This is a genomic window from Brevundimonas sp. SORGH_AS_0993 (assembly GCF_030818545.1).
Lineage (GTDB): Bacteria > Pseudomonadota > Alphaproteobacteria > Caulobacterales > Caulobacteraceae > Brevundimonas.
On record NZ_JAUTAH010000001.1, the window covers coordinates 1,478,059 to 1,491,448 of the forward strand.

At 68.9% G+C, this 13,390-nt stretch carries 14 protein-coding genes; 9 read left to right on the plus strand and 5 right to left on the minus strand.

Annotated features, from left to right (window positions below; translation table 11 throughout):
* The first annotated feature begins 99 nt into the window (after nucleotides 1-99).
* Both QE389_RS07330 and carB read left to right on the plus strand, forming a co-directional pair.
* Nucleotides 100-417 carry a ribonuclease E inhibitor RraB gene (locus QE389_RS07330; protein ID WP_307365884.1) on the plus strand — a complete coding sequence of 106 codons (318 nt, stop codon included), beginning with the start codon at nucleotides 100-102 and terminating at the stop codon, nucleotides 415-417.
* A 29-nt stretch (nucleotides 418-446) separates the two neighbouring features.
* Entirely contained in the window at nucleotides 447-3,746 is a 3,300-nt protein-coding gene (gene carB / locus QE389_RS07335) for a carbamoyl-phosphate synthase large subunit (protein WP_307365886.1), read from the plus strand.
* A 7-nt stretch (nucleotides 3,747-3,753) separates the two neighbouring features.
* Here carB and QE389_RS07340 read toward each other — a convergent pair whose 3' ends face one another.
* Nucleotides 3,754-5,064: a dicarboxylate/amino acid:cation symporter gene (locus QE389_RS07340; RefSeq protein ID WP_307365888.1), complete on the minus strand. Its 1,311-nt coding sequence runs from the start codon at nucleotides 5,062-5,064 to the stop codon at nucleotides 3,754-3,756.
* Between the two features lie 125 nt (nucleotides 5,065-5,189).
* On the opposite strand from QE389_RS07340, the gene QE389_RS07345 reads away from it, so the two are divergent.
* The 5 genes from QE389_RS07345 (at nucleotide 5,190) to QE389_RS07365 (ending at nucleotide 8,236) form a co-directional block, all read left to right on the plus strand.
* Nucleotides 5,190-5,432 carry a cysteine protease gene (locus QE389_RS07345; RefSeq protein WP_307365890.1) on the plus strand — a complete coding sequence of 81 codons (243 nt, stop codon included), beginning with the start codon at nucleotides 5,190-5,192 and terminating at the stop codon, nucleotides 5,430-5,432.
* 117 nt (nucleotides 5,433-5,549) lie between these two features.
* The gene (locus QE389_RS07350) at nucleotides 5,550-6,215 is read left to right on the plus strand and encodes a glutathione S-transferase (RefSeq protein ID WP_307365892.1); all 666 of its coding nucleotides are present in this window, start codon (nucleotides 5,550-5,552) and stop codon (nucleotides 6,213-6,215) included.
* Between the two features lie 43 nt (nucleotides 6,216-6,258).
* Nucleotides 6,259-6,459 carry a hypothetical protein gene (locus tag QE389_RS07355; protein ID WP_307365894.1) on the plus strand — a complete coding sequence of 67 codons (201 nt, stop codon included), beginning with the start codon at nucleotides 6,259-6,261 and terminating at the stop codon, nucleotides 6,457-6,459.
* 180 nt (nucleotides 6,460-6,639) lie between these two features.
* Nucleotides 6,640-7,113, plus strand: coding sequence for a transcription elongation factor GreA (gene greA / locus QE389_RS07360; RefSeq protein ID WP_307365896.1), 474 nt, complete (start codon nucleotides 6,640-6,642; stop codon nucleotides 7,111-7,113).
* Nucleotides 7,114-7,264: 151 nt separating this feature from the next.
* On the plus strand, nucleotides 7,265-8,236 hold the full coding sequence (locus QE389_RS07365; RefSeq protein ID WP_307365898.1) for a mitochondrial fission ELM1 family protein: 972 nt from the start codon (nucleotides 7,265-7,267) through the stop codon (nucleotides 8,234-8,236).
* Between the two features lie 125 nt (nucleotides 8,237-8,361).
* Here QE389_RS07365 and QE389_RS07370 read toward each other — a convergent pair whose 3' ends face one another.
* Nucleotides 8,362-8,571, minus strand: coding sequence for a hypothetical protein (locus tag QE389_RS07370; RefSeq protein ID WP_307365899.1), 210 nt, complete (start codon nucleotides 8,569-8,571; stop codon nucleotides 8,362-8,364).
* Between the two features lie 69 nt (nucleotides 8,572-8,640).
* Between QE389_RS07370 and trxB the strand changes: the two genes are divergently transcribed.
* Nucleotides 8,641-9,648, plus strand: a complete 1,008-nt coding sequence (trxB, locus tag QE389_RS07375) for a thioredoxin-disulfide reductase (protein ID WP_307365901.1) — start codon at nucleotides 8,641-8,643, stop codon at nucleotides 9,646-9,648.
* Between the two features lie 15 nt (nucleotides 9,649-9,663).
* On the opposite strand, the gene QE389_RS07380 is transcribed toward trxB, so the two are convergent.
* From QE389_RS07380 to QE389_RS07390, 3 genes are all read right to left on the minus strand, one after another.
* On the minus strand, nucleotides 9,664-10,839 hold the full coding sequence (locus tag QE389_RS07380) for a cell wall hydrolase (RefSeq protein ID WP_307365903.1): 1,176 nt from the start codon (nucleotides 10,837-10,839) through the stop codon (nucleotides 9,664-9,666).
* Nucleotides 10,840-11,014: 175 nt separating this feature from the next.
* Nucleotides 11,015-11,371: a DUF6481 family protein gene (locus QE389_RS07385; RefSeq protein ID WP_307365905.1), complete on the minus strand. Its 357-nt coding sequence runs from the start codon at nucleotides 11,369-11,371 to the stop codon at nucleotides 11,015-11,017.
* A 251-nt stretch (nucleotides 11,372-11,622) separates the two neighbouring features.
* Nucleotides 11,623-11,817: a hypothetical protein gene (locus tag QE389_RS07390; protein ID WP_307365907.1), complete on the minus strand. Its 195-nt coding sequence runs from the start codon at nucleotides 11,815-11,817 to the stop codon at nucleotides 11,623-11,625.
* A gap of 443 nt (nucleotides 11,818-12,260) precedes the next feature.
* Here QE389_RS07390 and QE389_RS07395 point away from each other — a divergent pair, with 443 nt between their 5' ends.
* A complete protein-coding gene (locus tag QE389_RS07395; RefSeq protein WP_307365909.1) occupies nucleotides 12,261-13,367 on the plus strand; it encodes a cell wall hydrolase in 1,107 nt (368 codons plus the stop codon).
* Nucleotides 13,368-13,390: the final 23 nt, after the last annotated feature.

The window sequence follows — 13,390 nt, forward strand, 5'->3', positions numbered from 1 at the left end:
TAAACGGGCCGCTTAACCGACAACACGGCGCAGGTGTCGCAGGGCCATGCCCTGCGGCGGCTTCTTGCGCGCGCAGGGAATGAAGGACGGCGCAGTCTCTTGGACGCTTCGCACATCAGTCATGACGAACGCGACGCCATGGTGCGTGCGGCGCTGGCCGAGAAGGGCGACAGCGGCGTGACCCCGCGCCACACCCTGTTCTACTTCCTGGGCGACGAGGACGGCCACGGCGACCTGTGCGAGGTGGCCCGCCGCGCCGGCTTCATCGCGCGCGGCGAGGGCGACATGACCATTCTAGAGACCACGATGGCGGTCGACGCGGACAGTTTCGCCCCCGTCTCGGCCATGATGCAGACCTGGGCCGCAGCCTTCCAGCTAGAGTACGACGGCTGGGAATGCGCGGTCGTGACCCACTAGCCCCGCAGAACAAGAACAAGAGGCTCCCCATGCCCAAGCGCACAGACATCAAGTCCATCCTCATCATCGGCGCCGGCCCCATCGTCATCGGCCAGGCGTGCGAGTTCGACTATTCCGGGGTTCAGGCGTGCAAGGCGCTGAAGGCGGAAGGCTACCGGGTCATCCTGGTCAACTCCAACCCCGCCACCATCATGACGGACCCGGAGGTGGCCGACGCCACCTATATCGAGCCGATCACGCCCGAGATGGTCGAGAAGATCATCGTCAAGGAAAAACCCGACGCCCTCTTGCCCACCATGGGCGGCCAGACGGCGCTGAACACGGCCCTGGCCCTGCATGAAACCGGCGCATTGGCAAAGCATGGCGTCGAGATGATCGGCGCCAAGGCCGAGGTGATCGACAAGGCCGAGGACCGTCAGAAGTTCCGCGACGCCATGGACAAGCTGGGTCTGGAGAGCCCCCGCTCCAAGGCCGCCCATTCGATGGAGGAGGCGCTGGAGGGGCTGGCGTTCGTCGGCTTGCCCGCCGTGATCCGCCCGTCCTTCACCCTGGCCGGCACCGGCGGCGGCATCGCCTTCAACCGCGAGGAGTTCGAGGAGATCGTCCTGCGCGGCCTGGACCTGTCGCCGACCACCGAGGTGCTGATCGAAGAGTCCGTCCTGGGCTGGAAGGAATACGAGATGGAGGTCGTCCGCGACACGGCGGACAACTGCATCATCATCTGCTCCATCGAGAACGTGGATCCGATGGGCGTCCACACCGGCGACTCGATCACCGTCGCCCCGGCCCTGACGCTGACGGATAAAGAATATCAGCGGATGCGGACGGGATCGATCAACGTCCTGCGCGAGATCGGGGTCGAGACGGGCGGATCGAACGTCCAGTGGGCGATCAATCCCGCCGACGGCCGCATGGTGGTGATCGAGATGAACCCGCGCGTATCGCGCTCCTCGGCCCTGGCGTCCAAGGCCACCGGCTTCCCCATCGCCAAGGTCGCGGCGCGTCTGGCCGTCGGCTATACGCTGGACGAGCTTCAGAACGACATCACCCAGGTCACGCCGGCGTCGTTCGAGCCGTCGATCGACTATGTCGTCACCAAGATCCCGCGCTTCGCCTTCGAGAAATATCCGGGCTCGGAACCCTTGCTGGGCACCTCGATGAAGTCGGTGGGCGAGGTCATGGCCATCGGCCGCACCTTCCAGGAATCGATGCAGAAGGCCCTGCGCGGGCTGGAGACGGGCCTGAACGGCTTCGACGAGGTGGAGATCGAGGACGTCGCGGGGTCGCAGGACGACGCGGCCGCCCGCGCCGCCGTGGTCCGCGCCCTGGGCGTGCCCACCCCCGACCGCATCCGCGTCATCGCCCAGGCTTTCCGCCACGGCCTGACGGTGGAAGAGGTCAACGCCGCCTGTTCCTACGAGCCCTGGTTCCTGCGCCAGATCGCCGACATCGTGCGCGAGGAAGGCCACGTCCGGGTCAAGGGGCTGCCGACCGACCCGACCGAGTTCCGCCGCCTGAAGGCCAAGGGCTTCTCCGACGCCCGCCTGGCCGCCCTGACCGGCAAGACGGAAAAGGCGGTCCGCGCCGCCCGTCGCGGCCTGAACGTCCGCCCGGTGTTCAAGCGCATCGACACCTGCGCGGCCGAGTTCGCCAGCGCCACCGCCTATATGTATTCGACCTATGAGACCGGCGCCCTGGGCCAGGTTCCGGAGTGCGAGAGCCAGCCCTCGGACAGGAAGAAGGCCGTCATCCTGGGCGGCGGTCCGAACCGGATCGGCCAGGGGATCGAGTTCGACTACTGCTGCTGCCACGCGGCCTTCGCCTTCGACGACATCGGCGTCGAGTCGATCATGGTCAACTGCAACCCCGAGACCGTCTCCACCGACTACGACACCTCCGACCGCCTGTATTTCGAGCCCCTGACGGCCGAGGACGTGCTGGAGTTGATCGAGGTCGAACGCTCGAACGGCACGCTGATCGGCTGCGTCGTCCAGTTCGGCGGCCAGACCCCGCTGAAGCTGGCCCACGCGCTGCAGGACGACGGCGTTCCGGTGCTGGGCACGTCCGTCGACTCCATCGACCTGGCCGAGGACCGCGAACGCTTCCAGCAGATGCTGGAGGCCATCGGCCTGCGCCAGCCGCCCAACGGCCTGGCCCGTTCGGCCGAGGAAGCCGCGCAGAAGGCCGAAGAAGTCGGCTATCCGGTCGTCCTGCGCCCCTCCTATGTGCTGGGCGGACGCGGCATGATGATCGTCCACGACCGCGAGCAACTGGACCGCTACGTCCACGAGGCCATGCGGGTGTCGGGCGACGATCCGGTCCTGATCGACCACTATCTGAACCGCGCCACCGAGGTGGACGTGGACGCCCTGTGCGACGACGAGACGGTCTTCGTCGCCGGGGTGCTGGAACATATCGAGGAGGCCGGCGTCCACTCGGGCGACAGCGCCTGCTCCATGCCGCCCTGGTCGCTGCGGCCCGAGACGGTGGCCGAGCTGAAGCGCCAGACCACCGAAATGGCCAAGGCCCTGAAGGTGCGCGGCCTGATGAACGTCCAGTTCGCCATCGAGGAGCCGCACAGCGCCGAACCCCGCATCTTCGTGCTGGAAGTGAACCCGCGCGCCAGCCGCACGGCGCCGTTCGTCGCCAAGACCATCGGCCAGCCCATCGCCGCCATCGCCGCCAAGGTCATGGCGGGCGTGCCGCTGAAGTCCTTCGGCCTGACCGACAAGCCGTATGACCATATCGCGGTCAAGGAGGCGGTCTTCCCGTTCGCCCGCTTCGCCGGGGTCGACACCATCCTGGGCCCGGAAATGCGTTCGACCGGCGAGGTCATGGGCCTGGACTGGAAGCGCGACGGCGAGGCCGACATGGCCCCCGCCTTCGCCCGAGCCTTCGCCAAATCCCAGATCGGCGGCGGCACGACCCTGCCCACCTCGGGCTGCGCCTTCATCTCGGTCAAGGACGAGGACAAGCCCTTCATCGTCGACGCCGCCCGCACCCTGCTGGCCGAGGGCTTCAGCCTGATGGCCACCGGCGGCACCCACAGCTACCTGGTCGAACAGGGGCTGGAGGTGAAACTGGTCAAGAAGGTGCTGGAAGGCCGCCCGCACATCGTGGACGCCATGAAGAACGGCGAGGTCCAGCTGGTCTTCAACACCACCTCGGGCAAGCAGTCGCTGCAGGACAGCTTCAGCCTGCGGCGCACCGCCCTGATGATGAAGATTCCCTACTACACCACCACGGCGGGTTCCCTTGCGGCGGCCCAGGCCATCGGCGCGATCAAGGCCGGCGACCTGGACGTCCGCCCGATCCAGAACTACGCCTGACGAAGGATCAGGACGCCGGGTCGGTTTCCGGCGCGGCGTCCTCTCCCGCCCCATCTTCGCCGGCCACGATCCGGGTCGCGGCCAGGTCGGCGGTGACGTTGCCGACGGTGCGGAAGATGTCGGGGATCACCTCGACCGCCAGCAGGATCGGCAGGACGCCGATGGGCAGGCCCATGGCCAGGCAGATCGGGCCGATGGCGGCGAAGAAGCTGACCTGGCCCGGCAGGCCGACCGAGGCGATGGAGACGGCGATGGCCGTCAGCCCGCCGGCGACCAGCGCGCCCAGCCCCAGCTCGATTCCGTTCAACTGGGCCACATAGAGACAGACGGCCAGATTGGCGACCGGGCTGGTGATGCGGAACACCGCCACCGCCAGGGGCAGAACGAGGCCCGCAGACGCCTGCGGCACGCCCAGCCCCTCGCGCGCCCGCTCGATCATCACCGGCAGGCTGGCCAGGGACGACTGGGTCGACACCGCCACCACCTGGGCCGGGGCGGCGGCGCGGGCGAACCGGCCCAAGGAGATGCGCCCCCCCAGGCTCACTGCCGCATAGATCAGCAGGATCAGGCCGATCTGGCTCAGGCACAGGATGGCGACATAGTGGGCCAGCGTCCCCGCCACCCCCAGGCCGGCGCGCAGGCCCACGCCCAGGGCCAGGGCGAAGACCCCGAACGGCGCGGCCAGCAGGATCCAGTGGACGATCACCACCATGATCTCGGCCACCGCCTCGAAGAATCCCGCCAGGGGGCGCCGCAAATCGGGGCGGATGCGCGTGGCGGCGAAACCGAAGGCCACGGCGAAGACCACGACGGCCAGCACCCCGTCGTCGGCCGCCGCCTTGATGACGTTGGACGGCGCCAGGCTGGACAGGAACGCCTCCAGGGCGTTGGTCTGGGCGGCCTGCCCCACGGTCGCCGCCGCATCGGCGGGAATCCCCGCCAGCATGGCGCGCCCGGCCTCGGGATCGACGGGCCACAGGCTCAGCAGGCCCAGACCCGCCAGGATCGCATAGACTGTCGCCGCGACCAGCATCAGGCCGAACACCATCAGCGACCGCGCCGCGATCCGCCCGGTCGCCGCCGCATCGGCGATAGAGACGATCCCCGTCACCAGCAGGCTGAAGACCAGCGGCATGACCGTCATCCTCAGGGCGTTCAGCCAGACCTGGCCCAGCCCCTCCAGCGCCCCCAGGGCAGGGGCCAGCCATGAAGCGTGGGCGTTCTGGGCGGCCGCGCCGACCGCCACCCCGGCGACCAGGGCCACGACGACGAAGAAGCTCAGAGAGGTGAAGAAGGCGGCGAAACGGGAACGGCTCATGCCCCTGGCCTAGCACCGCCTTGTCCGGCGCGCGCGCCAAACCTTCTGCACACGGTTGTCAGTTCAGATCGTCGCACCCCGAACCGCCGCCGGACCTGCGCGTTCGATCCGCGAAGGAGATTTCCATGACCCGACTGCACAAGCTGGTTCCGATGATCGGCGGCCTTCTGCTGTCCAAGGGCGGACGCCGCCTGGCGGGCCGCCACGCCGGCAAGCTGGCCTTGGCCACCCTGGCCTACGAGGTCTGGCGCAGCCGCCGCGAGCGCGGCCGCGCGAACGCCGCCCCGACGACCCCGACCACGAACCCGACGACGACCCCGCCGCAGCCCCGGCGCCAGCCGCGCTGGAGCGGCCGCACGCCGCGTTAGAGCCTGATCGTTTTTCGGAAGCGCGCCACGATTCCGGCCGACGCGGTGAATCAGGCTCCAGGGCTCGACTCGGTAACGGGAGCCTCCGATAGTCCGGACATCGAACGGAGCGCCGTCATGATCAAGGTCCACCATCTGAACGACAGCCGCTCCCAGCGGGTTCTGTGGCTGCTGGAGGAGTTGGGTCTGGAGTACGAGGTCGTGCGCTATGCGCGCGACGCCCGCACCCGTCTGGCGCCCCCGGCCCTGCGCGCCGTCCACCCCCTGGGCAAATCGCCGGTCATCCAGGACGGAGAGGTCGTCGTGGCCGAGACCGGCGCCATCGTCGAATATCTGCTGGACGCCTATGGCGCGGGCCGTTTGCGGCCGGCGGCGGGAACGCAAGAGGCGCGGCGCTTCACCTATTGGCTGCATTATGCGGAGGGCTCGGCCATGCCGCCGCTGCTCCTGAAGCTGGTGTTCAGCCTTCTGCCCCGTCGCGCGCCCGCCCTGCTGCGTCCCCTGGTCCAGGGCGTTTCGAACAAGGCCATCGCCGGTTTCGTCGAACCCCAGTTGCGCGATCACGTCGGCTTCTGGGAGGCGGAGCTGGGCCGATCGGAATGGTTCGCCGGCGACGGGTTCACCGCGGCCGACATCATGATGAGCTTTCCCGTCGAGGCCGGGGCCGACCGCGCCTTCGACCCCGCCGAACGCCCGCGTCTTCGGGACTTTCTGACCCGCATTCATGCTCGGCCCGCCTATCGGCGCGCGCTGGAACGCGGCGGTCCCTACGCCTACGCCTGACGGATCGGGGGCAACCCCAAGGCCGTTGAGGCGTTAACGTCTCATGCGCCTCAGAACCCTTCAGATCGTCGCCGCGCTGGGCGCGGCCATCGCCTTCGTCCTGGCCTTCATGGCGGCCGGCGCCGCCCTGTTGTCGGGCCTGTTCATGCTCCTGGGCCTGGCGGCCGTCGCCTGGCTGGCGCTCAGCCTCATCAAGGGCGTGCTGCGCCGCGACCGCAAGGCCGAGCCCCCCGCCCGCGCTTGAGCGCGGGCCGAAGGCCCGCCCGTCGAACGGAGTGCGCGCGCGAGGGTTGAGAGGACAACCCTTGAATTCCGGCCCTGTTTGCCCTAGCTTTGATGCCCGGCCGCGCCCGCCCCGCGGCCTTTTGTCTGCCTATTTTGCGTCTTTCCAGTCTCCGGGCGAACCAGAAAAATCACGACACAAATGGAAAAAGTGCCGATGACGGGCGAGGGCTATCGGGCCCTCGACGATCAACTGAAGCAATTGAAGTCGGTCGAAAGGCCCAGCGTCATCGCGGCCATCTCCGAGGCCCGCGAGCACGGCGACCTGTCCGAAAACGCCGAGTATCACGCCGCCAAGGAGCGTCAGGGCTGGATCGAGGGCCAGATCGCCGAGATCGAGGACAAGATCAGCCGCGCCCAGGTCATCGACGTATCGAAACTGTCGGGCAGCCAGGTCAAGTTCGGCGCCACCGTCACCGTGGTCGACGAGGACACCGAGGAAGAGAGCCGCTATCAGATCGTCGGCGAACACGAAGCCGACGTGAAGAAGGGCAAGATCTCCATCGCCTCCCCCATCGCCCGCGCCCTGATCTCCAAGGAGGTCGGCGACGTGGTCGAGGTCAACACCCCCGGCGGCGTGAAGGCTTACGAAATCCTCAAGGTCGAGTGGAAGTAGGCCGGCCCGCGTACAGGATTCTCCCTCCCCCAGCGGGGGAGGGTCGTCGCGCAGCGATGGGGTGGGGGCGGCCGACACGGTGGCGTCCGCTCGACGTGAAGCCGTTCCGCGAAACGTCGCCTGCTCTCCCTGCGCCTGAGAGGGCGAGTTGATGTCCGCTCCCCTCTCCCTCTGGGTCATTTCGGACGGCCGGGCGGGGATCGAGAACCAGGCCCTGGGCCTGGCAGAGGCGGTCCAGCGCCTGACCCCGGCCCAGATCGTCGTCAAACGCATCCGCTGGCGCCCCTTGTTCGACCGCTGGCCCTCGGCCCTGAAGACGCCGGCCATGCTGGACCCGGCGTCGGCGCCGTTGGCCCCGCCGTGGCCCGACCTGTGGATCGCCGCCGGGCGCGCCACCCTGCCCCTGTCGTTGCGGATGAGCCGGCTTGAGGGCGAACGCCCCCTGGTCGTCCAGGTGCAGGATCCGCGCTGGAAGACGTCCCGCTACGACATGGTGGTGGCTCCGGCCCATGACGGCCTGTCGGGCGACAATGTCTTCGAGATCACCGGCTCGCCTCACCGCATCACGCCCCGGCGCATCGCCGAGGCGGCGCCCGCCTTCGCCGAACGGATCGACGCCCTGCCGCGCCCGCGCGTCGCCGTCCTGATCGGCGGCCGCTCCCGGGCTTTCGACCTGACCGAGGCCCATGCCGCCGCCCTGGCCGACCGGATCGCGCAGGCCGTTCGGACGGCGGGCGGCTCGCTGATGCTGACCTTCTCGCGCCGCACGCCCGATGCGGCCAGGGCCGTCCTGACCGCGCGCCTGTCGGACCTGCCCGGCTGGATCTGGGACGGCGCCGGCGACAACCCCCTGTTCGCCTTCCTGCACGCCGCCGACCACATTCTGGTGACGGAAGACAGCGCCAACATGGCCGCAGAGGCCGCGTCGACCGGCCAGCCGGTCCACATCCTGCCGATGGTCCCGCTGAAGCCCGCCGGCAAGTTCGCCCGCCTGCACGCCGACCTTCGCGCGCGCGGCGCCGCCCGCCCGTTCGACGGGACGCTGGCCCCCTGGACCTACGCCCCTTTGGCCGAGACCGACCGCGCCGCCCGTGCGGTGCTGGAGGTGATGCGGACACGGTGAGCCCCGTCCGATCCTGACGCAGGCGCCGCATAGGCTCTCGCTTGAAATCCGGAGTCTGGAAGGGATACTAAGAACGGTTCGCAAAAATCTGCACGAAAGTGCACTCAAAAAATTTGGAGTGACGTTCAGCCGCCCTTCGACCCGCCGTCCGCGTCGTCGTCCTTCTTGGCCTTGGCGTTCGCCGCGCCCATCAGCGCCACGCCGAGGCCCGATCCGATGGCCGTGCCCAGGGCCAGCCCCAGGCCGACATTGTCCAGCGCCGCGCCCAGAGCGACGCCGATCGACAGACCCATGCCGATCCCGATCGGCAGGAAGGCCGCGTTCTTGTTGGTCATCCTCATCTCCCCTGATCGTCAGGCGACGACTAGCATCGCGCAAACGAGAATCAGCCCCTAAATAGAGCCATGACCCAAGCTCGCACCGTTCGCGTCGCCATCATCGGCTCCGGCCCCGCCGGCTGGACCGCCGCCATCTACGCCGCCCGCGCCTCGCTGAACCCCGTCGTCATCGCCGGCCTCCAGCCCGGCGGCCAGCTGACCATCACCACTGACGTCGAGAACTATCCCGGCTTCGCCGAGACGATCCAGGGCCCGTGGCTGATGGAGCAGATGCAGGCCCAGGCCCTGCACGTCGGAACCGAGGTCATCCACGACATCGTCGTCTCCGCCGACCTGTCCCGGCGCCCGTTCCGGCTGACGCTGGACGGCGGCGACGAGATCCTGGCCGAGACGGTCATCATCTCCACCGGCGCCCAGGCCAAATGGCTGGGTCTGGACTCGGAGGCCGCCTATCAGGGCTTCGGCGTCTCCGCCTGCGCCACCTGCGACGGCTTCTTCTATCGCGGCAAACAGGTCGTGGTGGTCGGCGGCGGCAACACCGCCGTCGAAGAGGCGCTGTTCCTGACCAACTTCGCGTCCAAGGTCACGGTCGTCCACCGCCGCGACGAGTTCCGCGCCGAGAAGATCCTTCAGGACCGCCTGTTCGCCCACCCCAAGGTCGAGGTGATCTGGGACGTGGCGGTGGAAGAGATCGTGGGCGTCGTGGACGGCGTCGCCCGAAACGTCACGGGCGTGCGCCTGAAGAACGTCAAGGACGGCTCGACCCAGGAAATCCCCGCCGACGGCGTCTTCATCGCCATCGGCCACGCCCCCTCGTCCGAACTGTTCAAGGGCCAGCTAGAGGTCAACGCGGGCGGCTATATCCGCGTCAGGCCCGGCACGGCCTCCACCGCCATCGAGGGGGTCTGGGCCGCCGGGGACGTGACCGACGACGTCTATCGCCAGGCCGTCACCGCCGCCGGCATGGGCTGCATGGCCGCGCTGGAGGCCGCCCGCTTCCTGGCCGAGGAAGACCACGTCCGGGCCAACCATCCGATCAGCCACGCCGAGGCCGAGAAGATCGGCGTCTGGTAGGACGGCGCCGGCCCCTCAGCGCGCAGGCCGACCGACTTCCTCGACCTCCATCGGCGTCACGCCCTCCGGCGCCGGCCGGGCGGCGGGCTTGGGCGCGTCCAGGGTCGACAGTCGGGCGTTGATGGCCGCCACCTCCTCGCGGGTCGGCAGGCGGCGTCCCCCCAGACTGACCACGCCGACGACGCGCTGCCGGCCTTCGACCTCCACCGTCTTCATCGGCGCGCCCGAGACGACGGCGTTCGGGTCGGCGCCGCCCTTGGCCTGACCGGCCTGAAGCACGGGCAAGCGCGGCCTGGCGAAGCGCGCCTCGTCGATCGTCGGCTCATGCCCGCGATAGACGCTGCTGAAGGCGGCGGTTTCGCCGGCCAATCCCTTCCAGCGATAGAAGACGTGCGCCCCGATCTGCGTCACCTTGGCCACCGTCGGCGCCCACCAGGGGTGGACGTAGTCGGCGTGATAGTGGGTGGCGGTTCCGACCGGCTGGGCCACGGCGCCGTTCAGGGCGCGGTCCGCGACCTTGCGCGCCCGCTCCCACGCCCAGGGCACGGGCGACTGGGCCAGGGAGCCATCGCAGGTGAAGCTGAACTGGCAGCCGGTCGTCCGCTCGGCGCCCTCGAACACCACCCCGCACACGGTGTCGGCATAGTTGGGATCGCGCACCCGGTTCAGCACCACCTGGGCGACGGCGGCCTGGCCGGCGTCGGGCTCCAGCGCCGCCTCGAAATAGACGGCCTGGGTCAGGCAGCGCAGGGCCCGGCGGCGGTCCTCTGCGCCGCCCTTGAAGACGAACGGCTGGGCGGGCCGCAACGCCCCCGCCGCCGTGGGCAAGGCCGCATTCAGCCGCTGAGCCTCCAGCCCGGTCTTGCCCAGGTCCAGCGACGGCTTGCCCCCCAGGGTCAGGCTCTCCCACCCCGGCGTCAGGCCATAGAGGGCTGGCTGCAGCAGGCGCGGGTCATGCCGTTGCGCCAGGGCCAGCTGAGACGGCGTCAGACGCGCTTCGAGCGCCGACAGCCCCTTGCCGCCCAGGTCGCCGCCGGTGATGTGCGCCACCGCCTCGGCGGTGCGGTCGACGTCGGGGCGTTCGGTCGATCCGGCGGCCAGGGCGACACCCAGCACGGCGCCGACGGCCGGCAGCGTCGCCGCCGAACGCTTCAGCGCCCGCCACACCGATGTCCACTGCGTCAGGGTCATTCCAAATCCGTAAAGAGGCGACGGGTTCAAATGAGAAGGCCGCCATAAGGATGCAATGGCCGAACTTATGGGCCGTTTTCGGACCCTCGCGGATCGACGTTATGGCGCAGCCTACGCCCAAAGAAAAACGCGCCGAAGGGGCTCCGGCGCGTCGATCCTGAAACAGACCTGAGGTTTAGCGGCGCGCCTTGCGCGCGGCGTAGCGGGCGTCCCGCTTGGCCTTCTGCTCTTCCTTGGTCAGTTGCTTGCGGGCCTTGCGGTCGGCGCGCTTCTCGGCGTCGATGGCTTCCTGGGCGGCCATTTCGGCGGCCAGCCGCGCGGCGTCCTTCTCGGCCTTTTCGCGGCGCAGTTCGGCCTTGGCCAGTTCGTGCTGCTGACGCAGGGCCTCCTTTTCGGCGGCCCGCTTCTCAGCCAGGCGTTCGAACTCGGGATCGGGGGCGGCGGGCTTGGGCTTGAACTTGGCCAGCAGGGCCTTCTTGGCTTCCTGCTGAGCGCTCAGGCGGTCGGTGAATCCGGTCTTCAAATCTTTCATGCGAAAGCGATAGGTTCCTTATGGGGCGGCCCAAAGCGGCCGTCGGAAATCAGGCGGCGAAAACACGCACGCACAGCCCGAAGCGGGCCGGACAAAGCCGAAACTCGCGCCGAAATCAAGGTTCGCCACGGCGAAATCACTCTGACGCGCGGTTTTGGCGAGCGATTCCCGCAAGGGACCGCCGCCAGTGATGCAGATAGGTCGCGCCCGCACTCCGAACAAGACCCCGAACAGAGGCGTCGCCGCCGCCCTCAGTTGGGCTTTTGCGCCTGGCCGACCGCCGTGCCGGCCGCGCCGCCGACGGCCGCGCCGACCGGACCGCCCACGACAGCGCCGGCGACCGCGCCCGTCGCGGCCTTCTGCTCGACCGTCGCGCCGCAGGCCGACAGACCCAAGGTGACGACGGCGGCCGCGCTCAGAACGACGGTGTTTTTGATGCGAAACATGACGGCTTCTCCCTAATGGCGGCGCTTGAACGCCGAAGGACGACCTGGGTTCCAGTCCTCAGGTCGAAAAAACGATGGATCGCCGCATTTTTGAACATCTCAACCAATAGACAAAGCTTATGTCACAATTCTCTATGTTATCACTCAAAGATAGGACGCGATTAAATACAGTAATCGGTCTGTATTCATCGCACTTCTCGCCTGATTTCAGCCATGGATCGACGCTGATCTGGAAAAAGTTCAATCATTTCTGACGGTCAGCTATCAGATTGCGAATCAGACACATTTCCAACATAAAGGGCTGGCTAAAGGCCCGTCCTCGACGCCCGGGCCAGTGAGCCGAGCGCCGGATTTCGCAGGCTGGAGCGCGACGTTTTCGTCGCCCGGCCGGCAAGACTACCCCGGGGGCTGCGTTTCTCGCCCTGCTTAACAGGATTAACTCGTTGTCGCATTCCTCGCAGACGCGCGCCGTTTCGCGCGCCGATCATGTGGTCAAAATCAAGCCCATGACGGCGGCGGCGGCCTTTGGCGGTCTGGTGGGACTGGCGATCGGGTGCGCCTATCTGGGCGGAACGACGGCGCGCGCGACGGCGCTGCGCGCCCAGGCCGAACAGATTCAGGGCGCGGCCTCCGCCGGCTTCACCGAAGAGGCCCTGGCCGCCGCGGCCGGCGGTCTGGACGCCAGCGCCCTGTCGATCGCCCGCCGCCACGACCCCTACACCAGCGTCGGCGCCCCCCAGCGCGACCGCCAGGCCGAACTGCTGTCGGCCCGCCTCGAACAGCTCCGCGCGCCTGGCGACCTGCGCCAGGCCAGTCTCGGCGTCCCGACGCCCGCCCGCCCCTTCCAACTGGGTCACGCCCTGGACGCCAGCCGCGACCTGGATTGCCTGACCCAGGCCGTCTATTACGAAGCGCGCGGCGAAGGCCGCGACGGCATGAAGGCGGTGGCCCAGGTGGTCCTGAACCGCGTTCGCCACCCCGCCTTCCCCAAGACCGTCTGCGGCGTGGTCTTCCAGGGCGCGACCCGCGGCAGCGGCTGTCAGTTCTCCTTCACCTGTTCGGGCGTGATGCGCGGGCGGGTCAACCCCGCCGCCTGGGACCGCGCCCGCGCGGTGGCCTCCGGCGCCCTGTCGGGTTCGGTCTTCGCCGCCGTCGGCTCGGCCACCCACTTCCACACCACCCATGTGTCGCCGGGCTGGCGCGGCTCCCTGGTTCAGGTCAGTCAGATCGGCAGCCACCTGTTCTATCGTTTCGGCGGTCGTTCGGGCGCCAGCAGCGCCTTCACCTACGCCGCGCGCCCCTCGACCTCTGCGGACCAACCCCGCCTGATCCACGCCGTGGACCGCGCCCCGGCGGACGCAGCCCAGCCGTCGCAGCCCGTCGCCTATTCGGCCGTCGCGGCCCCGGAGAAGCCGACTGCGACGACGCCTGCCGCGACGCCGGCTCCGCGCCAGGCCGCCGCCGCGACCGAGGCCCCTGCGCCTGCGCCGGTTCGCACGGCCCGCTCCGCTGCGGTCGCCAAGGTCGAAGCCGCCGCCAACCCGGTCTAGGTCGGTTGGCCGCCGGGCTGGCC

What these genes read in the sequence shown, in the direction of transcription:
- carB (WP_307365886.1), top strand. Translation starts at nt 447, where the DNA reads ATGCCCAAGCGCACAGACATCAAGTCCATCCTCATCATCGGCGCCGGC.
- QE389_RS07340 (WP_307365888.1), bottom strand. Translation starts at nt 5,064, where the DNA reads ATGAGCCGTTCCCGTTTCGCCGCCTTCTTCACCTCTCTGAGCTTCTTC.
- QE389_RS07345 (WP_307365890.1), top strand. Translation starts at nt 5,190, where the DNA reads ATGACCCGACTGCACAAGCTGGTTCCGATGATCGGCGGCCTTCTGCTG.
- QE389_RS07350 (WP_307365892.1), top strand. Translation starts at nt 5,550, where the DNA reads ATGATCAAGGTCCACCATCTGAACGACAGCCGCTCCCAGCGGGTTCTG.
- QE389_RS07355 (WP_307365894.1), top strand. Translation starts at nt 6,259, where the DNA reads ATGCGCCTCAGAACCCTTCAGATCGTCGCCGCGCTGGGCGCGGCCATC.
- greA (WP_307365896.1), top strand. Translation starts at nt 6,640, where the DNA reads ATGGAAAAAGTGCCGATGACGGGCGAGGGCTATCGGGCCCTCGACGAT.
- QE389_RS07365 (WP_307365898.1), top strand. Translation starts at nt 7,265, where the DNA reads ATGTCCGCTCCCCTCTCCCTCTGGGTCATTTCGGACGGCCGGGCGGGG.
- QE389_RS07370 (WP_307365899.1), bottom strand. Translation starts at nt 8,571, where the DNA reads ATGACCAACAAGAACGCGGCCTTCCTGCCGATCGGGATCGGCATGGGT.
- trxB (WP_307365901.1), top strand. Translation starts at nt 8,641, where the DNA reads ATGACCCAAGCTCGCACCGTTCGCGTCGCCATCATCGGCTCCGGCCCC.
- QE389_RS07380 (WP_307365903.1), bottom strand. Translation starts at nt 10,839, where the DNA reads ATGACCCTGACGCAGTGGACATCGGTGTGGCGGGCGCTGAAGCGTTCG.
- QE389_RS07385 (WP_307365905.1), bottom strand. Translation starts at nt 11,371, where the DNA reads ATGAAAGATTTGAAGACCGGATTCACCGACCGCCTGAGCGCTCAGCAG.
- QE389_RS07390 (WP_307365907.1), bottom strand. Translation starts at nt 11,817, where the DNA reads ATGTTTCGCATCAAAAACACCGTCGTTCTGAGCGCGGCCGCCGTCGTC.